Origin of the sequence: Streptomyces sp. NPDC097107 (assembly GCF_044762405.1) — a bacterium.
GTDB lineage: Bacteria > Actinomycetota > Actinomycetes > Streptomycetales > Streptomycetaceae > Streptomyces > Streptomyces thinghirensis.
In genome coordinates this window covers 116,416-142,138 of record NZ_JBIWEF010000016.1, presented here as the reverse complement: position 1 = coordinate 142,138, position 25,723 = coordinate 116,416, and the positions used below count along the sequence as shown (strand labels likewise).

Here is a 25,723-nt window from a genome sequence, read left to right as displayed (position 1 = left end):
CTCGTCGACGCCGGCACCGCCGTCGAAGCCGCCTGCCGGATCATCGTCCTCGAGGACCAGCTCGAAGAAGCCCAGCGCATCAACGAGCAACTACGAGAACGTCCCGCTGACCGCTCTGACAAGACCGACGCCTGACCTGGCCTGCTCAAGAGGACGGCGGTCGGGTACGGGCGCCTCGTCGCAGTAGTCAGCAGGGGCAGGACGGCGCACGGCCCTGCAGCAGGCGTATGGCCACTGTCCTGCCCAAGCAGGCGGCCGGGCAGGCTCGCGCTCGCAAGGGTGTACTTTCGCCGCCGCAGCGCATGCCGTGGAGTGCCTCGGCAGGGCTGGGTCGCGCCAGGCACGGCCCGGCATTTCGTTCCTTCGGCGTCGCCAAGGTGGCAGCCTGAGCGGCTCCCGCCGTCGGCTTTGCGCGACTCCGACTGTGTCGGTCCCGGGAGGGACGAGGCTGCTAGGGGGGCGCAGCCGTCTGTTACCCGGAGGACTGGCGTTCACCGTGCCCCGGTGTGCGGAGCTGGGCTGTGCGGCGGGTGAGGTTGTCGATGCGGGCGATGAGTTCCGAGTGGTCGGCTGCGAGGTGGCCGCGGGCTCGGGCCAGTGGGTCGATGAGATCGGCGGCGTCGTCGTGGCCGAGTGCCTGCAGGAGGGGGGTGCGGGCCTTGGCCGGGAGGTCGGTGAGGGCGATGACCTGGCCGGCGAGCTGGCGCAGGTCGGCGGCGTTGCCGCGGGCCCAGGCGGTGACCGTGCGGTCGGCGGCGCGGCGGTCCCGGGTGGCTTGTACGCGCTGTTCGCCGGTGGTGCCGGGGGCTCCTGGGCGCAGACGCAAATAGCGGCGTTCGGCGGCCTGCCGGCTGGCGACACCAAGGGGGTGGGCGAGTTCCGCCCAGCTGGCCCCCGCATCACGTGCGGTTTCGATCAGTCCCGTTTCCCAGCCCGCGAGACGGGCGCGGACCTGGCGCAGGAGCAGTAGCGCGGCAAGGGCCTGATCGGGACTGACCTCGGTACCGGGCCGCTGTGCGGACTGCGGTCCCTGGGCGGTGTGGACGGCTTCGTCGATCGCCGCCAGTGCCGCCTTGGCGGCGAGGAACGACGCGGGCTGCGTACCGGCATTCTGCGGGTCACCGGTCACGATTCACCTCCACTCGAGGCCGTCCCCCAACGGGTGACGGCTGCGCTTGTCATCGCTTAGATGACATGCTACAAGAAATACAGGAAGCAGCGCATGAGCGATTCTGCTCGTACTGGAGGTGGTCCACGATGCTGATGCGCACAGATCCTTTCCGTGAGTTCGACCGGCTCACTAGCAGTTGTTCGGCAGTACGTCCGGCACCTGGTCGCGTCCGTCGGCGATGCCCATGGACGCCTACCGCGAGGGTGACGTCTACGTGATCGCCTTCGATCTGCCCGGCGTCGACCCGGACGCGATCGACATCGACGTCGAGCGGAACATGCTGACCGTCAGGGCCGAACGCCGTCCCGTCACCAAGAGCGACGACATTCAGATGGAGCTCTCGGAGCGCCCCCTGGGTGTCTTCTCCCGCCAGGTGGTGCTGGCCGACTCCCTCGACACCGAGCACATCAGCGCCGGCTACGACGCGGGCGTGCTGACCCTGCGCGTCCCGATCGCCGAGCGGGCCAAGCCGCGCAAGATCTCCGTCGGCGTCGGCGAGGGGCGCAAGGAGATCTCCGGCTGAGACCGAGCCGCCATGGCGACGGAGGACGGGCCGGCTTCCCGCAGCGCCCGCCCTCCGCCCGCCGGCACGGACCGTCAGGGCAAGGAGGATCCCGATGGCCATGCACTGGGACGTGTTCCTCGACCAAGTACAGGAACGCGGCGAGTACGAGACCCGCGCGGAGGCGGACCGTGCCGCCCGCACCGTGCTGGGACTGCTGGGCGCCCACCTGGTCGGCGAGGCACGGGCGGATCTGGCTGCCCGGCTCCCGGAGACCTTCGCTCTGATCCTGCTCAATCCGCTCCAGGCAGCCGAGTCCCTGTCCGCGGAACGGTTCGTGCGGGCCACCGCGGCGTGGATCGAGGGAGCCACCGAACAGACCGCGGCCTGGGACATCGGCGCCGTGCTCAGCGTGACCGCCGACGCCGCGGGCGAGGAGCTGACCCGCCGCATCCTGCTGCAGCTGCCACCCGGATACGACCTGCTCTTCGGCAGGCCACAGGACACCACGACCTTCGATACGACCTCCGGTGACTGAAGCAACCGTGTTCGCGGTCACCGGCCCCCTCCATCACCCCGCCTCATGGGCGAGAAAGGCACCCTTCACCGATGCAGACCAAGACGGCCCCGGCGACTCTCACCACCGTCCCGGCCATGTCGTACGGCCAGATGCTGGAGCAGATCCGCTACAACGGCGCCTACCCCACGCGAGAACGGGCCGAGGAAGTCGTCCTTGCCGTCCTGGCCGCGCTCGGCCGTCGTGTCACCGGCGAGGAACGCGTGGACCTGGCAGCCCGCCTGCCCCGCGAAGCCGCGCAGGTCTTCGCCGCCCAGATCCCCGCCACCGACTCGATGACCGGCTGGGCTTTCGTCAGGGACCTCGCCACCCGTACCGGCGGCACTCTGGCCACCACCCGCTGGGACGTCGGATCCGTCCTGGGCGTCGTCGCCCGCATCGCCGGGCCCGACTTGCTCGACCGCGTCCTCGCCCAGCTCCCCTCCGGCTACGCGATCCTCTTCGGCCGCGCAGAACTCACCCAGGCAGCCTGACCTCAGGCGCACAGGAGGGGGCATGACCCCTCGGCCTGCTCCAACTCACGTACGGCAGTATCTGCTTGCGCCGACTCCGAACCCGTCCTGGAATGATCACTGAGCCGTGCCCGAGCTGTCGGGCCTCCACTGGTGTTCCAGGGTGTCGTACGTGTACCGGGGCAGGCCTGCGATGGCGCTGGTGCGAAAGGGACGGCCGCCGTCGTCGATGCGGACGGTGCCTTTGCGGCCCTGGGAGGACCAGTCCAGTTCCAGGTGCCAGCGGCAGTCGCACGAGCTGGTCTCGGCCGTGACCAGTAGCACCTCTGGGTCCTTTGCCGAGACGCGGTAGGGCATGCGCACGGCCGGGATCGGCGACCCGGAGTCGTTTCCGGCGACCGCGCGGGCGATGGGGCGGTCCTTGTCCAGGTCCACGCCGAAATACCGGGGAGTGATCGAGCCGCCGCAGCCCTGGTCCATGGCGTAGGCGTTGCCCTCGGACGGGGCCGTACGGCCGACCACGCGCACGCGCAGCGCCTCCAGCACGACGGCCGTGTCGCTGCGCCCCTGTACCGACAGCTGGACGAGCGTCTCGCCGCCGTGCACCGCGCTCTGCGTGGCCGCCCAGGGCACGGCGTCCTGCGGGGCGGGAGGAGGGGGGACCTGGTGCGGTGGCTTGGCGATGACGTAGTCGTGACCGCAACCGAGCTTCCAGGCGTGCGGGTTGACGGACCAGGTGAGCGGCAGCCCGGCGGGCTGTTCGCCGCGGGGCGGGGCGGATGTCACGCCGGGCGGGTGAGAGGTGTCCGGCCTCTTCTTCGGGGTGGCGGTGCCCGACGGCTGCTCGTAGGTGTGGGTGCCGCTCGGGCTGGGTGAGATGTCCCGTCGCTCAGGCGCTCCGGCCTCCGCCGTGCCGGGCGCCGCTGGGCCGGACGCCGTCGGGCGGGCGACCCGGGCAGGACCGTCGGCGGACGTCCGCCGCCCGTCCGGCAGCGCGGACAGGGTCCCGAGCGTGGCGAGCACGGCAGAGACGGAGGCCAGGGCGACCGCGGGGCGTCTACGGCGGTACCAGGGGCGGCGCGGGAACGGGGGCGCTCCGGGCGCTCCGGGCGCAGGGCCCGTTTCGGCGACCGGGCCGCTGCCGGCCTTCGGCCCTGTGGTCTGTGTGGCGACCGGGCCGGCGTCGGCCTTCGGCGCCGAGTTCGGTTCGGTGATGCCCTCCGCCGCTGTGTCCGCTCCGTCCGCCGCGTCGTTCACGGCTTGCGCCGCCGTGGCGTCGGGCGTGCTCTCCACCGCCCCGGCCGTACGTGGCCGGCGGCGGGCCGCCACTGCCAGGAGCCAGCGGCGGTGGAGTTCCAGGCGTTGCTCCGAGGTCGCCCCGCACAGGGCCGCGAAGCGTTCCACGGGGGCGAAGTCGAGCGGTACCGCGTCGCCGACGCAGTAGCGGTGCAGCGTCGAGGTGTTCATGCCCAGACGGCGGGCCAGCGATCCGTAGCTCCGGTCCGTGTGCTCCTTCAGGGCCCGCAGCAGCACCGCGAACTCCGCCACCTCGTCGACGCCGTCACCGTCGTCCTGTGCCGACACAGGCCCCCCCCCGTCCTCGTACGAGCCCACCCGGCCCGGGACGGTATCCCAGGCATCCCATGTACCTGCACGTCAGACGGGCTGGGATGGTTCCACCGTGCCCGATCGGCCGTCGGCTGTTGCGCCCGGACACCGTGAACGCTGATGCTCTTGGTGCAGCACCGACCAGGCTCGGGCCGACCAGCCGGCCTCGCCGCGGCATAGGTCCACGCACTCATCCACCTCATCCACGGGGGAACACCCATGTCCATGCGCGTCCGAACGAGCGCTCTCGCCGCGCTCACCGTCTCCGCCCTCGCGGTGGGCACGGCCCTCACGGCACCGGCCGCCGGCGCCGCGCCGAAGGCCGCCGCGCCCAAGTTCCTGTCGGCCTCCCAACTGCCGCCGCACCCGGCGTCGTCCTGGACCGCCGGGCCGGTCACCGACGGGTTCCCGGAGGAACTCGGCTTCTGCGTGAGCACGGAGGGTGTACCCGCCTACGACTACCGGTACCGGGAGTTTCGGACCGACCTGGACACCAGCGCCGTGCAGTTGACCGTCCTGACGGGCACAGCCGCCCAGGCCAAGGCCCTGGCGAAGCACTACGACGACCTGATCCGCACCTGCGCCGACCGCATCGAGGAGTCCTCGCCCGACGTCGAGGCCGAGGGCCGGGACTACGGCAGGCTGCCGGTCGAGGAGGGCGCCCGCGTCCGCGGGCTGCACACCGAGACGTCCTGGGGCGCCGCGGACATCGCCCTGCTGTCGGTCGGGCGGGACGGCAGGACCGTCACCGTCGTGGAATGGGGACAGATGGGCGACTTCGGGAACGCGCCCGTGGCCGCCTTCAAGAAGACCACGAGCACGGCCGTCGACAAGCTGTACTGACCGGGCGGTCACCGGAGAAGAACGGGGCCGTCCTCCCGTCACGGGGGTCGGGAGGACGGCCCGTATCGGTCATGCCCGGGGGCGGGGCAGTCGTACGTCGGCCAAGTCCCCCCGACAGCCCCCGACAACCCGCTCATGCACGCACGCTTCCCCCAGGCCTTCTCGGGCCCGCTCCAACTGCTTGTCGGGCCAGCTGCCCGGGCCAGAACGTGACCTGCGAGCGCGGACCTGGATCCCTCACCTACGGGGCACGTGAAGTACAGGGCTGCGGCCCCGAACACGGCTGCGGTTCGGGTCGACAGCACCCCGCCGCCCGGAGCGGCGGTCTTCTCCAGTCCTACACCCGCGTAGCCGCGACAGTGAGGCCCGCCATCCGGGTCAGACGTAGGGAGGTGGACTCATCGGCCGGCGTCATCACGGTCATCCGGTGTCCCGTCTCCGGAACATCGGTGGAGACGAAGTTCAGCTGGAGCTGCCCGACAAGAGGGCTGTCGAGGCGTTTTGTCTCGTACTGCTGGGGCAGTACGTCGTGACGGGCCCACAGCCGGGCGAAGTCCTTCGAACGTTCCCGGAGGGCGTCGACGATTCCGGCAGCGGCAGGGGCGCCGACGTCGGCGCCGACCTCGGTGCGCAACCTCGCGACCATCCGGGCGGCAACCAGGTCAACGTCGACGTAGCGGCTGCGCCAGTCAGGGTCGGTGAAGAACTGCACCGCGCAATTGCGTTCATCAGGAGGGATGAGGTCCATGTCGGTGAACAGAAACCGGTAGGCACGGTTGTACGCCACCACATCGAACAGCGATGTCTGCAGGCACGCGGGGAACGGGTCGAGCTTGTCCAGGACAGGTTGAAACGCCGCGATGAGCCCCGGGTCACCGCCGGAAGGCTCAGCTTTCGGCGTACGTGATCCGGCGAGCTGGTACAGGTGCCGCCTCTCGGTGTCGTCCAGTTGCAGGGCTCGGGCGACCGCCTGCAGGACATGCGTGCTGACGTTGATGGGTCGGCCCTGTTCGAGCCACGTGTACCAGGTGACGCCGACCCCCGCGAGGACGGCGACCTCTTCGCGCCGTAGTCCGGGCGTCCGCCGTCGCCCTGTGGACGGGAGACCTGCCTGCTGCGGCGTAACTCGTTCACGTCGACTGCGGAGGAAGTCACCGACCTCGCGCCGCATCGCGGCGGGCCCGGTCCCTGTCATGTCTTCCTCCTCCCGTACGGAGAACCCCGGTATCCAGGTGGTGGCAGTACCCCCATAAACGGACTCCTGGTTCCAGGATAAGCGGCGCTTCATGATCGACGGCATGACCACATCTTCCGCACCGCAGGGCAGTCCGTTTTCACCGACAGGCGAACCTCGCAGGGAGGACGACCGCGCCGCGCCGCCGCCTGCACTGGGCCTGCCCGAGCCTCCGACTCCGGGGCTGGGGACAGGCCGGCTCCTGACCACACTGTCGGCGTTGCTGCTGTCGGTGGTCAGCTTCGCGGCGGCGGGTATCGCCGTGCCCGACATCGGTGCGTCTCTGGGGGCCACGGCTGCCGAGCAGTCGTTGGTGGTGTCGGTGTATGCGTTGGGGTTCGCCGTTCCGATGGTCCTCGGGGGCAGACTCGGGGATCTGTACGGGCGACGCCGACTCTTCCTGCTCGGCATGGCCGGGTTCACCCTCTTCTCCCTGGTCGCGACCCTGGCCCCGGGCATCACCGTGCTGATCGCCGCGCGGGCCCTCACCGGGATCTCTGCGTCGGCCATGGTTCCCCAGGTGCTGGCGACGATCACGGCGTCCACCCAGGGGCCCGAACGTGCCCGTGCTGTCGCGCTGTTCGGTGCGACCGCGGGCGGAGCCACGGCGGTCGGTCAGGTCCTCGGCGGCGTGCTGCTGTCCGTCCCCCTGCTCGGTGCTCCCTGGCGAATGATCTTCGCTATGAGCGTGCTCATGGGCGTGATCGCGTTCGGCGCTGCGCTGCGCTGGCTGCCCGATACCAGTGCGCCCGGCCACCGATCGCTCGACCTGACCGGGACGGCACTGCTCGGACTCGCCCTGCTGGCACTCATGATCCCGGTCTCCCAGGGCGGTGCGCTGGGCTGGCCGGTCTGGTGCTGGGCGCTGTTGGGGGCAACGCCCGTACTCTTCGCAGGCTTCTGGCGGTGGCAGTTGCGGCTGCACCGTGGTGACCGCGTCCCGCTCGTTCCGCCGCCCCTGTTTCGACTCAGTTCCTACCGGATCGGGCTGGTGATGGCTTTGATGCTCCAGTCCGCGTTCGGTGGCTTCACGTTCCTCTACGCGATTTCCACGCAGACCGGGCTCGGATGGTCTCCCATGCACGCGGCCCTCGTGCTGCTGCCGTTCTCCCTGTGCTTCCTTACGGTGTCCATCTGGTCGGGAAAGCTTGCGCCCCGTTTCGGGTTCCGCAGGCTCCTCGCCATCGGCGGCCTCACCCAAGCGGCACTCCTGAGCATCACAGCCGTCTCCGCATTCCTCCAGGGTGCCGGTCTGAACTCGTGGACGTTCGCCGCCCTCCTCGTCGGAGTCGGTGTCGGTCAGGCCCTCATGTTCGGGCCGCTCGTCGGAGCGATGATCGCCGAGGTCCCCCCGGCATCTGCGGGAGCAGCATCCGGCGTGCTTCAGACCACACAGCAAGCCGCGATGGGCCTCGGCGTCGCCGTTGCCGGTGGACTACTCGCTGCGGCCCTGGCCGGCTCCGCAGCCCCGACAGGTCAGGCTTACACGAGCGCGCTGGCGATCTGCATGCTCGTCCAGGCGGCATTCGCCCTCGTGTTCGCCCTGTGCGCGCTCGCCCTGCCTCGGCGCTGACCGAGCCGGACCGCCCTCGGGACCCTGTGCGCCCCCTCTTCGCGGTGATTCACGTTGTGGGCCCGGGCGGCGCACTGAACCGAAAAGACTGGCACGAGTAACGGCTGATGCCTTCACTCGTTTCGCGGTCGTGCTCTGCGAACTCGGGCGCGACCGCGCTCTCCGCCGGCCCTTACTCTCCCAGCGACTCGACCTTGAGGAGCCGAGGTACCCGCCATGTGCCGCGCCGCTGGATCCGTCCGCCGGCGGCCCCTCCGCCCGTTGCGGCGACCGCGCCCGCGCCGCCCGCGCCTACGCCCGCCGCACCCAACCCAAGACGGAGTGACGGGCTCACCCAGAGGTATGCGACTGCGCACGCCTTACCGGCCGCCAGTAACTGGTCGCCGACTTGCATGAGATCGGTGAGGCGCGCCGCACGGCATGCCTCTGGCGCGGCCCGTGCAGGTGGCCGTCCCAGAGTACGGCGACCATCGCCGAGTAGTTGCGGTCGGGCGGGAGGCCGAGATCGCGGCGCCGCAGATCAAGGGTCGCGGCCGGTGCGGCGCCGGGTTCGTCGGCCACGCGCCGTGCGCGGTCGATGTCACGACCTGTGATCGTCAGCGGCAGTGCCGGGTGCCATTGACGCAGGAGGGCGGCGGCTCCCGCGCCCGCCTGACGCGTACCGCCCAGAATCAGTACCGACGCCGGCTGTCCCACTGCTCTCCGTCATCGGGCGCCAGCAGCTCGTCCCCTGATGTCCTGGCCCGGGGGACGGCCAGGCTCGGCGGGGGAGGGGCCGGGCGAGCGGCCTGGGCGTGGTGCGGCCCGGACGGCTCGTGCCCTGCGTCCGGCGGCCGGACATGCTCGCTGGCGGCCCCGGGGCTGGCGGGCATCCCGCAGACCGTACTCGGCGTCTACGCCGACACTGTCCGCGGGTTCCTGGATGCCCCCGCGGAGCTCAAGCTGCTGTTCGGCTCTCGTTCGGCATGGCTGACCCGGCGGCGCCCGTGAACACGCTTCGCACAGAGCGGGTTCCGCTGCAGCGGAGCGTGGTCCTGCATGACACACCCGGAGTCCTCGACAGGCCGTAGTTCCTCCGCCCGCAGGAACCATCCGGTGCCGTGCCGTGCCGTGCCGTGCCGTGCCGTGCCGTGCCGCGCCGTTCCGTGCCTGGCTCTCGGTCCGACACTCGGCCAGTCTCGTATCCAGGCATCCGCAGGGTCTTTGCAGACCCCGAGAACTGCCTCCGTACTCGAGAAGACAAGCGGAGGTGTTCGCTGCAGTTCATCGCTCAGTCTGGAGAAGTGACCGTGACAGTCGACAGATGATCCTGGGGCATGCAGTTCAGCGGCGGATGCGGGGCCGCGCCCGGGGCCTGGCGGCCGCCGGGCGCGAACCCGCACACAGCGACACCGAGGAGGGTGAGGACCTCGGCTCGGAGAGGCCTGAGGGCTGGGCCATACCTGCCGTGACCGGGGCGGCTTGGCAACGGCGTCAGGAAGCGGGGACGGGCTCCAGCCGGTAGGCGTCCGCGTGGGCGACCACGCGGCCGGCGGTGGGCGGCGCGAAGTGGGTGCCGAGGAGGAGGGTGTCCGCGCCGGCGAGGGAACCGAGCAGCTTGCGGCGGGTGGCCTCGGACTGCCGCGGGTCGATGTCGACGCAGGCACCGATGACGGGGTGGGCGAGCTGGACGGGGTGGTGGACGCAATCGCCGGAGATCAGTGCCGTCTGTCCCTGGCTGGTCAGTTCCACGGCGACGTGGCCGGGGGTGTGGCCTGGTGTCGGGATCAAGCGCACGCCGGGGGCGATCTCGGCCCCCCTGTGCGGGACGTCGACCGTACTCAGCAGACCCGCCTGTTCGACCGGGATCACGGAGTCGCGGAACATCTGTTCGCGTGCCTCCTCCATGTCGTACGTGGCCCAGAACTCCCGCTCGGCGCGGGAGGTGAGGTAACGGGCGTTGGGGAAGGTGGGGACCCATTCGCCGTTCTCCTGCCGGGTGTTCCAGCCGACGTGATCGGCGTGCAGGTGAGTGAGAATCACCAGGTCGACGGAGTCCGGGGGGAAGCCGGCGGCGGTGAGGCGCTCCAGGAAGTCGGTCCGCAGGTTGTGCCAGGCGGGGTTGGCCCGCTCCTTGCCGTTGCCGATGCCGGTGTCCACGAGAACGCGGAGCCCGTTCACGACGAACGCGAAGCTGTGGCTGGCGATGTGCAGAATGCCGTCCTGGCCCGCGAAGTGGGGGTGCAGCCAGTCCTGGGCGGTCACCACTTCAGGGGTGGCGTCGGGCAGCAGCCAGGGTCCGGTCGCGGGCGGCAGGGCGACTTCGTCGATGCGGTGGACGGTGACGCGGCCCACGGTCCAGGAGGGGGTGGAGGTGGCGGTGGGGGAGGTGGGCATTGTGTGTCGTTTCCCTTGTTCTCTTCGGCGGAAGTGGTCGGTTGTTCTTCAGTGGGAGCGGTCGGCTCCGGGGTGGGCCGCCCCGCGTCGTGACGTGGTGAGTGCCGCAAGAGCCACCAGGGCGAGGAGTGCGGCGGAGATGGCGTAGGCGTGTGAGGTGGCCCCCAGCCCGTAGTGCTGGGCGGCGGCGCCCGCGGCGATGGCGGGCAGGCTCATGGAGAGGTAGCTGAGGATGTAGTAGGCGGCCAGTGTCGCGGCGCGGTCCCGCTCGTCGAGCGAGGCGAGGAGCATGCGCAGCGCCCCCTGGGAGACGGCGCCGAAGGCGATGCCGGCCAGCACCGCGCCGCCGTGGACGGCGGGCAGCCCGGCGCCGTGCAGACCGCTCAGGGTCAGGGCCGCGGCGGGCAGGACGGAGAGGCAGCCGCCGATCGCCGTCGCGCGGGGCGGCCTGTGCCGCAGCGCCCATACGGTGAGCGCGGCGGTGGCGCTGAGGGTGAAGAAGACCATGCCGCGGGCTGCTTGCGGGGCGTCGGGGGCCACCAGGCGTACCAGGGCCGGGCCGAGGGAGGAGTAGAAGCCGCCCAGCGCCCAGACGGTGCCGACAGCGGCGCCCGCGGCCAGCAGGGTGCGGCGGGCGGGGGGCGGGACGCTGACCCGCGGGCGCAGCGACCGCAGCGCTCCCGCGTGGCGGTGGGCCGTCTCCGTGGTGAAGGCGGCCGCGATCGCCTGGGCGAGGAACAACGCCGCCAGCAGTGCGTGGACGGTGACGGTGGGGGCGGGGGCGAAACGGACGAGCAGAGTGGAGACGAGCACGCCGGTGGCCATGCCGGCGACCGGGGTGACGCTGTTGGCCAGGGCGGACCGGCCCGGGCGCCGGGGGTTTTCGAGGTCGAGGAGTGCCGCGCCCGCGGCGCTGGTGGCCGTGCCGGTGGCCGCTCCTTGCAGGACCCGGGCGACGGTCAGGGAGCTCGCGCCGTCCGCTGAGGCCAGGAGGACCATGGAGGCGGCCGCCATGAGCAGGGCGCCTGTCAGGACGGGTCGTCGCCCCAGGTGGTCGGAGAGCGCTCCGGTGGTGAGCAGGGCCAGCAGCAGAGCCAGGGCGTAGGCGCTGAAGACCACGGTGACGGCGAGCGCGGAGAGGCCCCACTGGTCCTGGTAGAGAGGGTAGAGCGGGGTCGGAGCGCTGGACGCGGCCAGGAGGGCCGCGAGTATCGACACGTCGAGGGCGAAGGAAGCCGTGCGCCTCTTCGTACACGTACGGGTGCGGGTGGCCTGGTGAGCGACGTGCGCGGGTGCGTCGGAGACCGCGGGTGCGTCAGTCACCGCCTGTACGTCAGAGATGGCGCCGGGCATGGGACTCCTTCCGTAAATGCAATGGATTTGCGTTAACTCGACCGTAGGCCCTACGGTCGGGTTAACGCAAACTGTTAGCTTTTGTCGTGGGACTGCTTCGCAGTCACGCCCCTGATCGGGAGACCCGTGTCCTCTGTTGAACTCACGCCGCCCGAGGTCGCCCGCTGGGCCGCCCGTGCCGGACTTCCGCTGCCCGACGACCGCCACGCCGCGGTCGCCGCCACCGCCCAGCACATCCACTCCGTCGTCGCGGTCCTGCGTGAGCTGGACTTCGGGGACACCCCGCCCGCCGGCGCCTACCGCGCCGGAAAGGAGAAGCACGATGCAGCCGTATGAGCTGACCCTCGCCGACGCCGCGCAGCAGATCAGGGCCCGTCGGCTGTCCCCCGTCGAGCTGGTGGACTCGGTCCTCGACCGCATGGACCAGGTGGACCCGCATGTCGAGGCGTACGTCGCGGTCACCGCTGAGCAGGCCCGCGGCGCGGCGCGGGAGGCCGAACGGGAAGTGACCCGCGGCGTGTTCCGGGGGCCGCTGCACGGCGTCCCGGCCGGGCTCAAGGACCTGATCGACGTCGCCGGTTCGCCCACCAGCGCCAGTTCCCGGGTCCGGGCCGGCCACCGCGCAGCCGCCGACAGCACGGTCGCCGCCCGGCTGCGTGCCGCAGGCTCCGTCCTGGTCGGCAAGACCCACACCCACGAGTTCGCCTACGGCCTGACCACCCCGCAGACCGGCAACGCCTGGGACCGCGGCCGGGTCGCGGGAGGCTCCAGCGGCGGGTCCGCCGTCGCGGTGGCGGCCGGGGCGGCGACCTTCGCCCTCGGCACCGACACCGGCGGGTCGATCCGGGTTCCCGCCGCGCTGAACGGAGTCGTCGGCTTCAAGCCGACCTACGGGCTGGTGCCGCGCCACGGCGTCACGTCGCTGTCCTGGTCGCTGGACCACGTCGGCCCGGTCACCCGCACCGTCGAGGACGCGGCCCTGGTCCTGTCCGTCCTCGCCGGCCACGACCCGCGAGACCCCGCCTCGCTGGACGCCCCCGCCGTCGACCACCGGCCGGAACGGGAGCCGGACCTGGCCGGCCTGCGCGTCGGTGTGCCGCGCAACTACTACTTCGACCACGTCGACGCGGAGGTGGAGACCGCCGTCCGCCGGGGCATCGCGCAGCTGGAGACGCTCGGCGCCCAGCTCGTCGAGATCGACATCCCGATGACCCGGTACATCCAGGCCACCCAGTGGGGACTGATGGTGCCGGAGGCCACCGCCTACCACGAGGGCACACTGCGTACGGTCCCCGAGCTGTACCAGGCGGACGTCCGCATCCTCCTGGAGGCCGGTGAGCTGATGGGCGCGGGCGACTATCTGCGTGCCCAGCGCTCCCGGACGCTCATGCGGGAGGCATGGGCCCGCATTCTGGAGCAGGTCGACGTGATCGCCGCCCCGGCGGTCCCGATGACCGCGGTGAAGGCCGGTCGGGAGAGCGTCACCTGGTCCGACGGCTCGACCGAGGCCGTCTCCGACGCCTACGTGCGTCTGTCCTCCCCGGCCAACATCACCGGAGTGCCCGCTCTGTCCGTCCCGGTGGGCCACGACACGGAGGGCATGCCGATCGGCATGCAGCTGCTCGGACGGCCCTTCGGCGAGCGGCAGCTGTTGCGGGTGGGCCACGCCTACGAGCGGGCACAGCCCGCCCGATCGCTCGCGCCGACAGCCTGAGAGCGGCGCGGGCCGGCCGGTGCCAGGCCTGGCCCCATATGCCGTTCGGCCGGTCGGCATCGGGGCCGGTGCCCGCAGCGGTGGGACCGGCGCGGGGGCCCTGGCGCGGACCGTCGAGCCGGCTTGCTCCGCCTAAACGCAATAACCGTGCTTTAAGGTGGAGTCATGAGTCGTAAGCCGATGGTGCGCCCCGGCGGGCGCAGTGCACGGGTCCAGGCTTCGGTGCACACCGCTGTCCGCGAAATCCTGTCGGAGCGGGGCCGCGACGCGGTGACCGTCCCGCTGGTCGCCCAGCGTGCCGGAGTCACCCCCTCGACGATCTACCGCCGCTGGGGCGACCTCCAGGAGCTGCTGTCGGACGTCGCGGTGGAGCGCCTGCGACCCGACACCGCGCCGGAGAACCACGGCGACCTGCTGTCCGACCTGAAGGCCTGGGCCGAACAGTTCCTCGACGAAATGTCGTCCCCCTCCGGCCGCGCCTACATCCGTGACGCTCTGCTCGGCGACCCGGACGGCAGCAACGCCGGTCAGTGCTCGGCCTACGCGGCCGAACAGGTCGACGTCATGCTCACCCGCGCGATCGGCCGCGGGGAAGACACTCCCGACGTCGAGACGGCGATGGACCGCCTGGTCGCCCCCATCATGTACCGCATCCTCTTCCGCCCGGCCGGACTCGACGCCGCGTACGCCCGTCGGCTCGTGACCGAGTTGCTCGCCGCGGGCCAAGAACACCCCCTCCCATGATCCACACTCCTCGCGGCCCGCGCAGGGAGACCGCCCGGGTTCACCGTGCTCATGCCCGAGGGTCATCGCAGCTCGGGCGAGGCGAGACCCTTTTGTTTGTGGCGCGGTGCGGGGAGATCACCGAACTGGCCGGTACACGTGCCGCGGCGGCCGCCACCTTCTTGCCGAGTCTGGTGAGCCGCAGGGGGCGCTTGACTCCGCCGGGGACCAGCAGCTCGCCGCCCAGGTCCTGTTCCAGCTTGCGGATCTCCAGGGGCATCGTGCCCGGATCGAGGCCCGCGTCGCGGGCGAACGCCGTCACGGCCACAGCCTGGTAGTGGCCCGTGGGAGAAGGCCGGCTCGTCTTCGACCGTCTCCACGCCCGGCTGAGGTGGCGCGGCGCGGCCGCGTCCCGGGCCTCACAGGAATGACCGGTGCCACTGTGTGGAGTCTGACTTGCCGCGCCTGTCCGGCACCGCCCCGACCAGCCGGAGCTACCGGCAGCGCTGCACCCCTCACATATTCGACATTATGGCAATTCTGCTTCGCTCGACGCACTTCGCGGCTGAGTGCCGTCACGAAACCTGATTCGCGAAGCCGGCAGGGAGGGGTGTCGCTGCCAAAGCATCCCACGTCGCGTTACTCATCGCCGCAGGGTATCCACCGCCTACGACAAGGCCGTCACGAGCTACCTGCCCAACCTCCAGGCTGCCTCATCTGGTCAGCGGAGTGATGCAGGAGTACCGCCTTGGTCGAGAGCGCCGAGGGCGGTGTTCGGTGGCAGTGGGCGCAGGCCGGCACATGCCGGCCCGATTCCTCCAGCGTCCGCTGCGGGATGGCTGGACGCAGAGCGGTACCGGACCCGCCTGCCCGCAGGGCCTCTGCTGCCGCTCGTGCCGTCGACCGGCAGGGCCGGACCGCGCCGACGGGGCCACTCGACGAATCGGCTGTGGCTGCGCTCGCGTCGGCGGCCGGTCCGGGGAGCGAGTTCAGCTCGCGGTCGAGTCCTTGGTCAGCGCGTCCATGAAGAGGTCGACGAGCGGACGGGCTTGCTCTTTGGTTCCGTGCTGCACGGAATAGGCGATACCACCCATGAGGAGCAGGACATTGTCCGGGGTGACGTCCGTTCGCAGGCTTCCGTCTCGGGCGCCGGCCGCGAGGAGTGTGGCGACGGCGTCGGTAAGGAGTGCGCGGCTGTCGGAGTAGGGATCGATACCGGAGGCGATGACCGTGTTGAGAGCTTCGGACATCCCGCTCTTTGCCGTGGCGTAGTGGATGAAGTGTTCCATCCACATACGGGTGGCCTCGGCGGCCGGGTGCTGGGCGAGAAGGCCGTTCACCTTCTCGCACACCTGGGTGAGTTGGCGCCGGTAAGCGGCGTCGATGAGGACTTCCCGAGTCGGGAAGTGCCGGTAGAGCGTACCTACACCGACGCCGGCCTGCTTGGCAATGGCGGCAGGTGCGGTGTCCAGCCCTTGCTCGGCGAAGGCATGCGCGGCTACCTGCAGCAGGCGCTCCCGGTTCTGCAGCGCGTCACTCCTGGTGCGGCGGGGCGTGGTGGGCATGCGGGTTCCTTCGGCGTCAATCTCCGGTTGCTTTCCGGAACGTGTTCCACCTAACCTGAAGCGGAACACGTTCCGGTACTACTCTACTTCAGGAGACCCCTGTGCCCGCTCCCTCCGACAAGGTCTCGCGTCACTGGTTCGTCACCGGAGCCTCCGGTGGGCTGGGCCGCCATCTCACCGAGCACGCCCTCCGTAACGGTGACCGCGTTACGGTGACGGTCCGCCGCCCGGCAGCTCTGGAAGACCTGCGCGAGACGTACGGCGACCGGCTGACTGTCGAGATCCTCGACCTCACACGGCCGGCCGATGTGGACAAGGTGGTCGGCAGGACTCTCCGGTCCGGGCCGGTGGACATTGTGGTCAACAATGCCGGATACGCGGTTGTGGGCGCCGCCGAGGAGATGACGGTCGAGCAGATGCGCGACCAGATCGAGGTCCTCCTGCTCGCGCCGATGGTGATCACCCGAGCCTTCCTGCAGCCGATGCGTGAGCAGGGCGGTGGCCGGATCATCCAGATCTCCAGTGTGGGCGGCCAGGTCGGTATCCCCACTCACAGCTCCTATCACGCGGGCAAGTGGGGGCTGGAGGGCTTCACCGAGAGCGTCAGCCGCGAGGTCTCCGACTTCGACATTCACCTCACTCTGGTAGAGCCCGGCGCCACCCGTACCGGCTTCGCCTCGGCCCTGCAATACACCACCGAAACGACCGTCTACCGCGACAATGCCGTCGGCCAGACCCGGCAGTACCTGAAAACCGCGGACGAGAGCGTCTTCACCGGCGACCCGGCCAAGCTCGCCGCCGCGATTTACGGCACCACCCGCCACCCGCGCCCGCCATTGCGCCTGGCTCTCGGCTCCGACACCTATGGCGCAATCCATGCGGCACTCACCGAGCGTCTCACCGCGCTCGAGACTCAGAAGGAACTCGCTGAATCCGTCGCCTTCACCAACTGATCCGCCCGGTCGGCACGACCCGTCAGGAAACATCGCCGCCATTGCGGCCTTACGCGCCTCCGCAACAGATGAGCGCATCCGAAAGTGAGGAACGCTTCGTGGATGCCGTCGCGTATCTCCCGGCGGATTCGCAAGCGGCGGAACCGGTGCAACTGGGCGACCGCGCTCCACGACCCAGCGTTGGGTGCCCAGTCCGGAGCCGTGCTCGGTGCCACGGTGGGCGATCAGCGGCTTCACCCCGAGAACTCACTCGACCCGAAGCCGAGTTCCTCTGGCAGACGTTCCCAGGCGGTCCCGGCGCACAGCACAAACAGGACGCCCGGGAAGGCCAACCGGTCAGGGCGCCGTTTGCGTCCCGGGAGAGGGTGTGCGCAGCGCGATCATGGCGACGTCGTCATCGTTGTCGCTGGGGCGGACCTGGGCCAGCAGCAGGTCGCAGAAGGGGGCGAGGGGGCGGTGGGCGAGAGAGGCCGCGTGTCGGCGCAACCGGTCAAGCCCGTGATCGACGGAGTGGTGCGGGGATTCGACCAGTCCGTCGGTGTAGAGGAGGAGCGTGGCCTGGGGTGGCAGGACGGTGACGGCGTCGGGGCGAGGTCTGGTGACTCCGGTCCCGAGAAGTATGCCGTGAGCTTCGTCGAGGTAGCGGGTCTGACCGTCGTGAGTGATGAGCAGGGGCGGCGGGTGGCCGGCGTTCGTCCAGCGTAGGCGCCACAGGGTGTCGTCGCCGAGTGTGAGCCTGGCGAGGATCATGGTGGCCATGGGTACCTCGGCAATGTGCATCACAGCCTCGTCGAGCCGTGTGACGACGGCGCTGGGGGCGGCCTCGGGGTGGGACCAGGCGAAGGCGCGCAGCATGTTGCGGACCTGCGCCATGCCGGCCGCGGCGTCGAGATCGTGTCCGACGACGTCGCCGATGGCCAGGGCGTGGGCGTGGGCGGCCAGAGCGAAGGCGTCGTACCAGTCACCGCCCACGGATGAGGCGTCCGGAGCGGGTACGTAGCGCGCGGTCATCTCCAGTCCGGGCAGGACGGGCAACTGGGGCAGCAGGTGGCGTTGCATGGTCTCGGCGACTTTGCGCTGGCGCTGGTACAGGCGCGCGTTGTCCAGTGCCAGGCCCGCTCGGCGGGTGAGGTCCTCGAGCAGTGGCAGGTCGGCTGGGGTGAAGGCGTCATGTCTCTGGGCGCGGCCCAGGGTCAGGGCGCCGAGTACGTCGCGCAGTCCGCGAATCGGTGCGATGACGGCGGAGTGCATTCCTGTCGCGGTGAACAGGCGCTGCTGCTCGACCGCGATGCCGGAGTCGGGCGGACCTTGGTAGGTGGCGGGGCCGGCGAGGGAGGAGGCGGCGCCGCGCAGGGCCCGTGACAGGGGCATCGGCGACTCGGCCGGCACGGGAGGCATCGGGCCTTGCAGGTCGTCCCTCTCGACGAGAATGCCGTCCTTGTGCTCCATCACGAGAACACGTCGCACTTCGTCACGTTCGGTGATCAGGTCGAACACGGCCCAGTCCGCGAGCCGGGGGACGGTCAGGGCCGCCAGTCGGTGCAGTGCCTCGTCCACGTTCAGGGTGGATGTGAGCTGCGTGGTCGTCTCCGCCAGCAGCGCCAGGCGGTCCAGATCCGTCAGCGGCGCGGAGTGCCCGCCATCGCTGTGGTGAAGGTCCGGCTCCTTGGCCTCGTACAACAGCGCCAGCGCACCCGCCCTGCTCGGGCCGGGTGTGCAGGGCGTAACCAGCCAGGACAGCCGGACCAGAGTGCCGTCCCCTCGGGCGAACCACTCGGCGTCGCCGTGCCTGGTGTCGCCCGTGAGGAGCGCCTTTCTGATCCGGCAGCGTGTGCGCGGCACCGAGTGCCCGTATCTGTCCCGGCGCAGCAGGTCATGGAAGTCCTGACCGACGAGTTCCGAGGCTTCCCTCCTCAGCAGATCTTGGGTCGCGCTGTTGACCGCGACGATGAGGCCGTCGTCATCGACCGTGATGGCGGACCCCCGTAGATTTTCCAGCGTTCGGTCGAGCAGGACGTCCGAACGCGCCTGGCGCCCGGACAGGGCTGCATCTTCCCTGCCGGGAGCGGCGACGTCGTCCATGTCTCTCCTCTGTTCAAGCCCGAATCGGGCCGAGTACCCCGACCGGATCGCGGCATGCATCGAAGACTCGTCTTCCTGCTTACGACTCCTCAAGCACGGCCTGTTGCCGCTGGCGGAAGCTGTCCCAGTTCCCGGGCAACGGCAGTCACGTTCTTGTCCGAGGGATCAACCAGTGTGATCGCGTCCCGCTTGAACTCCTCGGTGTACCGCTTCGTGTACTCGCTTCCCACCCGGGGCTGCTTCTTCTGGAACCTCAAGATCCCAGCCTCCAGGTGTCCACGATCAAGTGCGAACTCCACCCTGCTAGGGCCTGTATCGAGTGGCTGGTTGTGACTCTGTGGCCTGTGTTTCTATGCCCGAGTGAACATCGAGAGCTCCGGGGTGCCGGATGAGAGGCCGAGCCGCTGGGTCCGGCAGAGGGCCGATGGCGATGTTGAGGAGTGCGTGCGGGTCCTCGCGGAGGTCCATGCGCGCGACGGCTACCCGGTGAACTGGCCAGATCAGCCCGGCGAGTGGCTGTCACGCGGCCCCCTGCTGGGCTCCTGGGTTGCCGAACTCGAAGGTGGCCTGGTCGGGCATGTCAGTTTGTCGCAAGGCGGCGAAGGCGATCTGGCCCCGACGTTGTGGAGCGAGCGGAACGGGGCGACGCGGGGTATGACCGCCGTGCTCAGCAGGCTGTTCGTTGCCCCGCAGGCGAGGGGACACCGGATCGGTGCACTGCTGATCGGCCAAGCAGTGGACGAAGCGCGACGTCGTGGCCTGCATCCGGTGCTCGACGTCGTCGCATCCGATACCGCGGCGGCAGCCCTGTACGAGCGGCTGGGCTGGGAGCTGATGGCCACAGTCGAGCAGCAGTGGAGTCCGCACCAGACGGTGGCCATCCGCTGTTACGCAGCGCCATCGTGACGTGGTCAGTCATAGCCACTCGTTGACGGCCGTGACGAGGACGGTCGTCTCGTGGCGGACCGCGAGTCTGTCGTCTTTGTGGCCACGGCCCGGTGCCTCTTGAGGCGATTGATGCCGCACTCGACCGCGTGCCGAGCTTTGTAGTCCTGTGGGTCGAACCTCGGCGGCCGGCCGCCGAGCGAACCGCGTTCCTTGCGGTTGCCGGCCTGGTCGGCCTTGTCCGGGATGGTGCAGCGGATCCCGCGCCACCGCAGGCAAGCACGGTTCCTCCGGGAGGCGTACGCCTGAGGGACCAAGCTGCGTAGGACCCGGCACTGCACCCCGGCTCCAGGCATATTGCACGTTCCGAATGACGCTCCCCGCCAGTTGCGCGGGCCGCATCCATTGACTCCGAAAACCGATCACATTACGGTTTTCGCAATCGAGGGAGGCTCCCGTGACCGGGACGCCTCTGTCCGACGAGCCCTCGGGTTCCATCTGCCGCCGGTGACGCGTCCCCGGCCCTCCCAACGGAGTGACATCATGAGGTTTTCCGCTCGAAGCAGTGCTCTCGCGGCCACGGTGGCAGCGGCCTCACTGGTCCTCGCGGGCTGCGCGGGGGGCGACGCGGGTGGCGGGGAGGCCGGAGCGGCCACGCTCGACATCGCCACGCTCACCAACGCCCAGAGCCTGGACCCCAAGGACGCGATCGGCGGCGCCCTGCCCTACTTCCAGGCGGTCTACGACACGCTGGTCCGCAGAGCACCGGACGGCTCCTATCAGCCGATGCTGGCCACGAAGTGGGCGTACGACGAGAGCAGGACCAAGCTGTCGCTGACCCTGCGCGAGAACGTGAAGTTCAGCGACGGGACCGCCTTCGACGCCGACGCCGTCAAGGCCAACCTGGAGCACTTCAAGAACGGCGGCGGTGGCGCCGCCAAGACCCTCGCACCCCTGAAGCAGGTGACGGTCCAGGACGCCGCGCATCTCACCCTGGTCCTGTCCGCGCCCGACCCGGCGATGCTGTTCCACCTCAGCGACGCGGCCGGCCTGATGGCGAGCCCGGCGAAACTCGCCGACGGCTCGCTCAAGACGACCCCGGTCGGTACCGGCCCGTACACGCTGGACAAGGGCAGGACGGCCATCGGCAACAAGTACGCCTTCCAGCGCAAGCAGGACTACTGGGGCCAGAAGCTGCCCTACGAGTCGCTGACCATCAGCGTCTTCGACAACGAGACGGCCGTCGTCAACGGCCTCAAGACAGGGCAGATCGACAGCGCGGTCGTTCAGGACGCCAACCAGCAGGTCGCCCTCGCCTCCGACAGCAGGCTGAAGAAGACCGACTTCACCTTCGACTTCCAGGGCCTGCTGCTCTTCGACCGCGGCGGTGCGCACACTCCGGCCCTGCGCGAGGCCGAGGTGCGCCAGGCCCTGAATCTCGCGATCGACCGGCAGACGATGCTCGACAAGATCCGCCAGGGCCGAGGTGAGATCACCAACCAGATCTACGGCCCCGAGACCGAGGCGTACGACAAGGCACTGGACAGCCACTACGCGCACGACCCGGCGAAGGCCAGGCGATTGCTGGCGAAGGCCGGCTACTCCGACGGCTTCACGCTGAAGCTGCCGCGGGTCTCCGCGATCGTCAGTGACGCGCTCGCCTCGTCCATCAAGGCGGACCTGGAGGCCGTGGGCGTCACCGTCGCCTGGGACCAGCTCGACGGCGCGAGCGCCCTGCAGAAGATCTACCGCGAGAAGGCGTACTCGGCCATGGTCATGAACATCGGGCAGTCGCCGAACGACTGGGTGGCGACCCAGGACCAGGTCGCTCCCGGCACCTTCAACATGTTCGGCACCACCGACGCGACGGTGAAGCGTCTCCTGCCCGAGATCCAGGCCGACTCGAAGCAGGAGGCGGGTGACGCGGCGCGCGCCCTGAACAAGCACCTCGTCGAGCAGGGCTGGTTCGTGCCGTTCTACCGGATGACGTACCAGATCGTCTCCGGCCCGGACGTCGAGGTGACGCCCCAGTCCGGCATGGCGGTGCCCTCGATCTACAACTACACGCCTGCCGCTTCCTGATCCGCGTCCTGTGGGCCGCGGGCCGTAGCAGCCCGCGGCCCACAGGTGTCTCTCACAGCCAGGGGACGTCGGTGGCCGGGAAGTACGCCAGCCGCCGCTGCTGCCAGAGCCTGCGATGGCGGGCCAGAGCGGCGCGATGCGTCTCCCAACTGGCCGGGCGGCCGCTCCAGGCGGTCTCGGCGACCGAGGCCAGCCGGGGCAGGAGCATCGTCGACAGGTCGTCGATCCCCTGAAGGACCTCGCCGAACAACGTCGCCTCCACACCGGCGATGCGGTCGGCGGGGACGCCGTACGCGGCCGGGTCCCAGCCGGCGGTGTGGCGCACGTCGCGTGGCAGGTAGCTGGGAAACCCGAGGCGTGCCGCGTTTGCCGCCCGCTCCGCGGGCGCGACGGCGGCGGCGTAGCCGCGGTCGAGGTAGAGGTGGGACTGCGGGGAGAGGATCACCCGGCCCCCACCCGCCAGCACCCGCTCAAGGTCGTCCGCGGACGGCGCGAAGACGCGTCGCATGGCCGCGACCAGTTCCGGCGTGAAGCCGGCGGCCAGCAGGTCGGGACGTCCGGCCAGGTCCTCGGCCGTGGCGGGCAGATCCATCATCTCCGGGTCGACCCAGTACTGTGCGAGGTCCTGCTCCGTCACCCCGGCGCGCGCCGTCTCCTGCCAGCCGACGGGGCGCTTGCCGAAGCCCCGTACCAGGGCACGCAGTTCCCGAACCGCCACGGCAAAGCTCTCGTCGGTGATGCCGACGGCCTCGTCGCCGCCGATGTGGACGAACGGCCCTGCCGTCATCGCGCACACGTCCGCCAGCACCTGGCCTACCACCGTCCGGGTACGCCGGTCGGCAAGGTCGAGCGGGGGTACGTAGGGGAAACGGCCCGCCACGCCCTCGGGGGCGGGCGCGTCGGGCAGGTCCGGTACGGCGGCGCGCAGGGCGGCGCAGTGGCCGGGCAGGTTGATCTCCGGGACGACGGTGATGTACCGGCGGGCCGCGTACTCCTGGAGCGCGGCGTACTCCTCGGCGGAGTAGAGCGCCCCCTTGCCGGAGCGGTGCGAGGCGGTCAGGGAAGGAACCGAGGGGGCTTCGATGCGCCAGCCCTCGTTGTCGGTCAGGTGCAGGTGCAGCACGTTGATCTTGTAGAGGGCGGCGAGATCGATGATCCGGCGCAGGTCGTCGGGGTCGATGAAGCATCGCGCCGGGTCGACGAGCAGGCCGCGCCAGGCGTAGTGCGGGGCGTCGGAAAGCTGCCGGGGTTCGAGTTCGCCGTCCGGGCCCGCGAGCGCGATGAGCTGGAGGGCCGTGGTTGCGGCACGGAAGACGCCTGCGGCGGTCCGGGCGCGACAGGTGATGCCGTCAGGGCCGACCGTGAGCCCGTACGACTCGTCGACGGGTACGGGGGTGCCGTCGGGCGCGACACCGACGGCGCGGCGAGGGGGTGGGGGCGCTGCACCGAGCGTGAGGCGCAGCACGGGGCCAGGGCCGCCGCCGGTGGCCGGTTCGCCGACAGGGTCCGGTTCGCGGCCGGTGGCCGGTTCGTCGACAGCGGCCGGCAGGAGGCGTGCGCCCAGGTGCGGTTCGAGGAGGGCGCGGACGGTCTCCTCGACCTGGGCCAGCCCGGGGTCGGAGTGAAGGTGCCAGGGGCCGGCGGCGGCCGGACCACGGGCATCGGCGTGAGCCCGTACGAGGGCGTGGGCCTGGGCATCGCCGGCCGGGAGGGCTGGGGCGGGGATGACGGCGTTCACGGTTCCTCCGCCGGTCGCGCCGGGGCCCAGGAGCCCGGGCGCCGGTGTCAGGTCGGCAGCGGGACTCCTGGGCGCCGGCCCGGCTCGTGAAGCGGGAACTCCCCCCACGGTGCCCCTTCTTCGCGGGCCGTGACCACCTGTACGCTAACACGAAAACCGATCAGTGAACGCTTTTCGCGGCGGTGCGCACAAACGCGCGCACACACACGCGCCACATGCGCGGATCCGCGCCGCGAACGAAAGGAGCACCCGCATGACGGACTCGTCCGGGCCCCGATTCCCGCTGCCGGACGGCTTTCTGATGGGAGCCTCGACCTCCGCCCACCAGGTGGAGGGGAACAACGTCTCCAGCGACCTGTGGGCGCTGGAGAACCAGCCGGGCTCCGGTATCCCCGAGCGCAGCGGCGACGCCGTCGACAGCTTCCACCGGTGGCCCGAGGACATGGACCTGCTGCGCGACCTGGGATTCAACGCCTACCGCTTCAGCATCGAGTGGGCCCGGATCGAACCGGAGCAGGGGCATGTCTCCCGCGCCGCCGTCGCCCATTACCGGTCGATGGTCCGCGGGGCGGTCGAGCGGGGCCTCACCCCGGTGGTGACGCTCCACCACTTCACCTCGCCCCGCTGGTTCAGCGCCAGGGGCGGCTGGCTCGCCGAGGACGCGGCCGAGCTGTTCGCGGCCTACACGCGCACGGCGGTCGAGGTGCTCGGGGAGGACGTCCGGTACGTCGTGACGATCAACGAGCCCAACATGCTGGCCCTGGTGCACGCGGTGCGCCGCCGTGCGGCCGAGCAGCTCCGGCCCATACCCGCCGAGGAGGCGGAGCCCTCACCCGCCGGAGGCGGGGAGACCTCGGCTGCCACCGCAGACGGGAAGCCCTCGACCGCCGAGGACGGGCACACGGGAGGCGTCGCCTTCGACCCGTCCGGTGTCGAGCCCGACCCGGACGTGACCGCCGCGCTCATCGCGGCCCACCGTGCCGCGTACCGGGTGCTGAAGGAGGCGGACCCCCGCTACCAGGTCGGCTGGACGGTCGCCAACCAGGTGTACCAGGCCGAGCCCGGCGCCGAGGAGGTCGCGGCGGCCTACGCGAGGCCCCGCGAGGACGTGTTCCTGGAAGCCGCGCGCGACGACGACTGGGTCGGCGTCCAGGCGTACACGCGCCACCGGGTCGGCCCGCACGGCCCGCTGCCCGTACCGGAGGGCGCGGAGACGACGCTGACGGGCTGGGAGTTCCACCCCGAGGCGCTGGGCGAGGCCGTCCGGCACACCCGGCTGGTGGTGGGGGCCGACGTGCCCGTCATCGTCACGGAGAACGGCATCGCGACCCCCGACGACGAGCGCCGCGTCGCGTACACGGAGCGGGCGCTCGCGAGCCTGGTGTCCGAGATGCGGGCCGGCGCCGACGTGCGGGGCTACCTCCACTGGAGTGCTCTCGACAACTACGAGTGGGGCAGTTACCGGCCCACCTTCGGGCTGGTGGCCGTCGATCCGGTGACTTTCGCCCGTACGCCGAAACCCTCGGCCCGCTGGCTGGGCTCGCTCGCCCGCGACCGGAACCTGCCGTGCGGCGCCGACCGGCCGCGGCACACCCCTGTCGCCGCACGCTAGTGTGATTCACATGGCGAAACGGGGCCCCTACGAGAAGGGCGAGGCGAAGCGCAGAGAGATCCTCGAGGCGGCACTGGAGATCTTCGCCCAGGAGGGGTACCGCGGTACCTCCCTGCGCAAGGTGGCCGCCCGGTGCAATCTCAGCCTGCCCGGCCTCATGCACTACTTCGAGTCCAAGGAGGACCTGCTGACCCAGGTCCTGCGCGCCCGGGACGACACCGCCCGTACCCGGCACCCCCAGCTCACGGGCCCGGACAGCTACCGCGCGATCGTCCGGGAGGGCGCGAACACACCCGGGCTCGTCGAGCTGTTCGTCTCCATGTCCGCGGCCGCGAGCGATCCCGACCACCCGGCCCACACGCACTTCGGCGAGCGCTATCCCGCGATCCGCGGTGAGATCGTCAAGTACCTCCGCCGGCGCATGGAAGAAGGGGCCGTCCGCTCGGACATCACGCCCGAGCGGCTCGCCGTCGTCCTCGTCGCCGTGGCCGACGGGGTGCAACTGCAGTGGCTCACCGACCGGTCCATGGACATGGAGGAGCCGATCAACGACATGATGGCGCTCCTCGCGCCGCCCTCGCTCAAGCCGGCCGACACCGCCGGCTGACACCGTCGGCCGACGTCACAAGTACGGGGAAGGGGGCGACCCTTCCCCGTACCTGCCAATCCTGACGCCCGGC

21 protein-coding genes and 4 pseudogenes are annotated in these 25,723 nt (G+C 70.6%); 14 read left to right on the top strand and 11 right to left on the bottom strand.

The window, feature by feature from the left end; genetic code table 11:
* Positions 1 to 135: pseudogene (locus ACIQ1J_RS31395) on the top strand (MerR family transcriptional regulator); the annotation flags it as partial.
* Between the two features lie 337 nt (positions 136 to 472).
* On the opposite strand, the gene ACIQ1J_RS31390 reads toward ACIQ1J_RS31395, so the two are convergent.
* Positions 473 to 1,129, bottom strand: a complete 657-nt coding sequence (locus ACIQ1J_RS31390; protein ID WP_403562155.1) for a type III effector protein — start codon at positions 1,127 to 1,129, stop codon at positions 473 to 475.
* A 128-nt stretch (positions 1,130 to 1,257) separates the two neighbouring features.
* On the opposite strand from ACIQ1J_RS31390, the pseudogene ACIQ1J_RS31385 reads away from it, so the two are divergent.
* The 3 genes and pseudogenes from ACIQ1J_RS31385 (at position 1,258) to ACIQ1J_RS31375 (ending at position 2,723) form a co-directional block, all read left to right on the top strand.
* A pseudogene (locus ACIQ1J_RS31385) lies at positions 1,258 to 1,694 on the top strand (Hsp20/alpha crystallin family protein).
* A 94-nt stretch (positions 1,695 to 1,788) separates the two neighbouring features.
* Complete coding sequence (locus ACIQ1J_RS31380; RefSeq protein ID WP_403562153.1) at positions 1,789 to 2,211, top strand: DUF2267 domain-containing protein; 423 nt, start codon at positions 1,789 to 1,791, stop codon at positions 2,209 to 2,211.
* A gap of 71 nt (positions 2,212 to 2,282) precedes the next feature.
* The gene (locus tag ACIQ1J_RS31375) at positions 2,283 to 2,723 is read left to right on the top strand and encodes a DUF2267 domain-containing protein (protein ID WP_403562151.1); all 441 of its coding nucleotides are present in this window, start codon (positions 2,283 to 2,285) and stop codon (positions 2,721 to 2,723) included.
* A 96-nt stretch (positions 2,724 to 2,819) separates the two neighbouring features.
* On the opposite strand, the gene ACIQ1J_RS31370 is transcribed toward ACIQ1J_RS31375, so the two are convergent.
* On the bottom strand, positions 2,820 to 4,286 hold the full coding sequence (locus ACIQ1J_RS31370) for a helix-turn-helix domain-containing protein (protein WP_403562149.1): 1,467 nt from the start codon (positions 4,284 to 4,286) through the stop codon (positions 2,820 to 2,822).
* A gap of 243 nt (positions 4,287 to 4,529) precedes the next feature.
* On the opposite strand from ACIQ1J_RS31370, the gene ACIQ1J_RS31365 reads away from it, so the two are divergent.
* On the top strand, positions 4,530 to 5,153 hold the full coding sequence (locus ACIQ1J_RS31365; RefSeq protein ID WP_403562147.1) for a hypothetical protein: 624 nt from the start codon (positions 4,530 to 4,532) through the stop codon (positions 5,151 to 5,153).
* A gap of 337 nt (positions 5,154 to 5,490) precedes the next feature.
* Here the strand turns inward: ACIQ1J_RS31365 and ACIQ1J_RS31360 are convergent, their stop codons facing one another.
* Positions 5,491 to 6,453 carry a helix-turn-helix transcriptional regulator gene (locus tag ACIQ1J_RS31360; protein WP_403562145.1) on the bottom strand — a complete coding sequence of 321 codons (963 nt, stop codon included), beginning with the start codon at positions 6,451 to 6,453 and terminating at the stop codon, positions 5,491 to 5,493.
* On the opposite strand from ACIQ1J_RS31360, the gene ACIQ1J_RS31355 reads away from it, so the two are divergent.
* The gene (locus tag ACIQ1J_RS31355; protein ID WP_403562143.1) at positions 6,440 to 7,960 is read left to right on the top strand and encodes an MFS transporter; all 1,521 of its coding nucleotides are present in this window, start codon (positions 6,440 to 6,442) and stop codon (positions 7,958 to 7,960) included. The two genes, ACIQ1J_RS31360 and ACIQ1J_RS31355, sit on opposite strands and share 14 nt — an antisense overlap.
* A 1,473-nt stretch (positions 7,961 to 9,433) precedes the next feature.
* Here ACIQ1J_RS31355 and ACIQ1J_RS31350 read toward each other — a convergent pair.
* The gene (locus ACIQ1J_RS31350) at positions 9,434 to 10,336 is read right to left on the bottom strand and encodes an MBL fold metallo-hydrolase (protein ID WP_403562141.1); all 903 of its coding nucleotides are present in this window, start codon (positions 10,334 to 10,336) and stop codon (positions 9,434 to 9,436) included.
* A 48-nt stretch (positions 10,337 to 10,384) separates the two neighbouring features.
* Entirely contained in the window at positions 10,385 to 11,659 is a 1,275-nt protein-coding gene (locus ACIQ1J_RS31345) for an MFS transporter (RefSeq protein ID WP_403562139.1), read from the bottom strand.
* Positions 11,660 to 11,815: 156 nt separating this feature from the next.
* On the opposite strand from ACIQ1J_RS31345, the gene ACIQ1J_RS31340 reads away from it, so the two are divergent.
* The 3 genes from ACIQ1J_RS31340 to ACIQ1J_RS31330 all read left to right on the top strand — a co-directional run bounded on the left by ACIQ1J_RS31340 (position 11,816) and on the right by ACIQ1J_RS31330 (position 14,147).
* Positions 11,816 to 12,025, top strand: a complete 210-nt coding sequence (locus ACIQ1J_RS31340) for a hypothetical protein (protein ID WP_210958482.1) — start codon at positions 11,816 to 11,818, stop codon at positions 12,023 to 12,025.
* Positions 12,012 to 13,403 (top strand): amidase, encoded by a 1,392-nt coding sequence (locus ACIQ1J_RS31335; RefSeq protein WP_403562137.1) that lies wholly within the window; start codon positions 12,012 to 12,014, stop codon positions 13,401 to 13,403. Before ACIQ1J_RS31340 ends, ACIQ1J_RS31335 begins: the two co-directional genes overlap by 14 nt.
* Positions 13,404 to 13,568: 165 nt before the next feature.
* Positions 13,569 to 14,147: a TetR/AcrR family transcriptional regulator gene (locus ACIQ1J_RS31330; protein ID WP_403562135.1), complete on the top strand. Its 579-nt coding sequence runs from the start codon at positions 13,569 to 13,571 to the stop codon at positions 14,145 to 14,147.
* A 49-nt stretch (positions 14,148 to 14,196) separates the two neighbouring features.
* On the opposite strand, the gene ACIQ1J_RS31325 is transcribed toward ACIQ1J_RS31330, so the two are convergent.
* Both ACIQ1J_RS31325 and ACIQ1J_RS31320 read right to left on the bottom strand, forming a co-directional pair.
* Positions 14,197 to 14,448, bottom strand: coding sequence for a hypothetical protein (locus tag ACIQ1J_RS31325; protein ID WP_403562133.1), 252 nt, complete (start codon positions 14,446 to 14,448; stop codon positions 14,197 to 14,199).
* A gap of 667 nt (positions 14,449 to 15,115) precedes the next feature.
* The gene (locus ACIQ1J_RS31320; protein ID WP_403562131.1) at positions 15,116 to 15,691 is read right to left on the bottom strand and encodes a TetR/AcrR family transcriptional regulator; all 576 of its coding nucleotides are present in this window, start codon (positions 15,689 to 15,691) and stop codon (positions 15,116 to 15,118) included.
* Between the two features lie 101 nt (positions 15,692 to 15,792).
* On the opposite strand from ACIQ1J_RS31320, the gene ACIQ1J_RS31315 reads away from it, so the two are divergent.
* A complete protein-coding gene (locus ACIQ1J_RS31315) occupies positions 15,793 to 16,644 on the top strand; it encodes an SDR family oxidoreductase (protein ID WP_403562129.1) in 852 nt (283 codons plus the stop codon).
* A 71-nt stretch (positions 16,645 to 16,715) separates the two neighbouring features.
* Here ACIQ1J_RS31315 and ACIQ1J_RS31310 read toward each other — a convergent pair.
* The 3 genes and pseudogenes from ACIQ1J_RS31310 to ACIQ1J_RS31300 form a co-directional block, all read right to left on the bottom strand.
* A pseudogene (locus ACIQ1J_RS31310) lies at positions 16,716 to 16,884 on the bottom strand (IS5/IS1182 family transposase); the annotation flags it as partial.
* Positions 16,885 to 16,895: 11 nt separating this feature from the next.
* A pseudogene (locus ACIQ1J_RS31305) lies at positions 16,896 to 17,003 on the bottom strand (IS5/IS1182 family transposase); the annotation flags it as partial.
* A complete protein-coding gene (locus ACIQ1J_RS31300; protein ID WP_403562126.1) occupies positions 16,981 to 18,726 on the bottom strand; it encodes a SpoIIE family protein phosphatase in 1,746 nt (581 codons plus the stop codon). The gene ACIQ1J_RS31300 and the pseudogene ACIQ1J_RS31305, both read right to left, overlap by 23 nt.
* 444 nt (positions 18,727 to 19,170) lie before the next feature.
* On the opposite strand from ACIQ1J_RS31300, the gene ACIQ1J_RS31295 reads away from it, so the two are divergent.
* Both ACIQ1J_RS31295 and ACIQ1J_RS31290 read left to right on the top strand, forming a co-directional pair.
* Positions 19,171 to 19,632: a GNAT family N-acetyltransferase gene (locus tag ACIQ1J_RS31295; protein ID WP_403562165.1), complete on the top strand. Its 462-nt coding sequence runs from the start codon at positions 19,171 to 19,173 to the stop codon at positions 19,630 to 19,632.
* Positions 19,633 to 20,154: 522 nt separating this feature from the next.
* Complete coding sequence (locus ACIQ1J_RS31290) at positions 20,155 to 21,693, top strand: ABC transporter substrate-binding protein (protein WP_403562124.1); 1,539 nt, start codon at positions 20,155 to 20,157, stop codon at positions 21,691 to 21,693.
* 52 nt (positions 21,694 to 21,745) lie between these two features.
* Here the strand turns inward: ACIQ1J_RS31290 and ACIQ1J_RS31285 are convergent, their stop codons facing one another.
* A complete protein-coding gene (locus ACIQ1J_RS31285; RefSeq protein WP_403562122.1) occupies positions 21,746 to 23,431 on the bottom strand; it encodes a family 20 glycosylhydrolase in 1,686 nt (561 codons plus the stop codon).
* A 253-nt stretch (positions 23,432 to 23,684) separates the two neighbouring features.
* On the opposite strand from ACIQ1J_RS31285, the gene ACIQ1J_RS31280 reads away from it, so the two are divergent.
* Positions 23,685 to 25,043 carry a glycoside hydrolase family 1 protein gene (locus ACIQ1J_RS31280; RefSeq protein WP_403562120.1) on the top strand — a complete coding sequence of 453 codons (1,359 nt, stop codon included), beginning with the start codon at positions 23,685 to 23,687 and terminating at the stop codon, positions 25,041 to 25,043.
* A gap of 10 nt (positions 25,044 to 25,053) precedes the next feature.
* Positions 25,054 to 25,650, top strand: coding sequence for a TetR/AcrR family transcriptional regulator (locus ACIQ1J_RS31275; protein ID WP_403562118.1), 597 nt, complete (start codon positions 25,054 to 25,056; stop codon positions 25,648 to 25,650).
* Positions 25,651 to 25,723 lie beyond the last annotated feature (73 nt).

Coding starts and splice junctions, on each gene's coding strand:
- ACIQ1J_RS31275 (WP_403562118.1), top strand. CDS start 25,054: ATGGCGAAACGGGGCCCCTACGAGAAGGGCGAGGCGAAGCGCAGAGAG.
- ACIQ1J_RS31350 (WP_403562141.1), bottom strand. CDS start 10,336: ATGCCCACCTCCCCCACCGCCACCTCCACCCCCTCCTGGACCGTGGGC.
- ACIQ1J_RS31365 (WP_403562147.1), top strand. CDS start 4,530: ATGTCCATGCGCGTCCGAACGAGCGCTCTCGCCGCGCTCACCGTCTCC.
- ACIQ1J_RS31375 (WP_403562151.1), top strand. CDS start 2,283: ATGCAGACCAAGACGGCCCCGGCGACTCTCACCACCGTCCCGGCCATG.
- ACIQ1J_RS31320 (WP_403562131.1), bottom strand. CDS start 15,691: ATGCCCACCACGCCCCGCCGCACCAGGAGTGACGCGCTGCAGAACCGG.
- ACIQ1J_RS31360 (WP_403562145.1), bottom strand. CDS start 6,453: ATGCCGTCGATCATGAAGCGCCGCTTATCCTGGAACCAGGAGTCCGTT.
- ACIQ1J_RS31290 (WP_403562124.1), top strand. CDS start 20,155: ATGAGGTTTTCCGCTCGAAGCAGTGCTCTCGCGGCCACGGTGGCAGCG.
- ACIQ1J_RS31280 (WP_403562120.1), top strand. CDS start 23,685: ATGACGGACTCGTCCGGGCCCCGATTCCCGCTGCCGGACGGCTTTCTG.
- ACIQ1J_RS31355 (WP_403562143.1), top strand. CDS start 6,440: ATGATCGACGGCATGACCACATCTTCCGCACCGCAGGGCAGTCCGTTT.
- ACIQ1J_RS31300 (WP_403562126.1), bottom strand. CDS start 18,726: ATGGACGACGTCGCCGCTCCCGGCAGGGAAGATGCAGCCCTGTCCGGG.
- ACIQ1J_RS31335 (WP_403562137.1), top strand. CDS start 12,012: ATGCAGCCGTATGAGCTGACCCTCGCCGACGCCGCGCAGCAGATCAGG.
- ACIQ1J_RS31380 (WP_403562153.1), top strand. CDS start 1,789: ATGGCCATGCACTGGGACGTGTTCCTCGACCAAGTACAGGAACGCGGC.
- ACIQ1J_RS31330 (WP_403562135.1), top strand. CDS start 13,569: ATGAGTCGTAAGCCGATGGTGCGCCCCGGCGGGCGCAGTGCACGGGTC.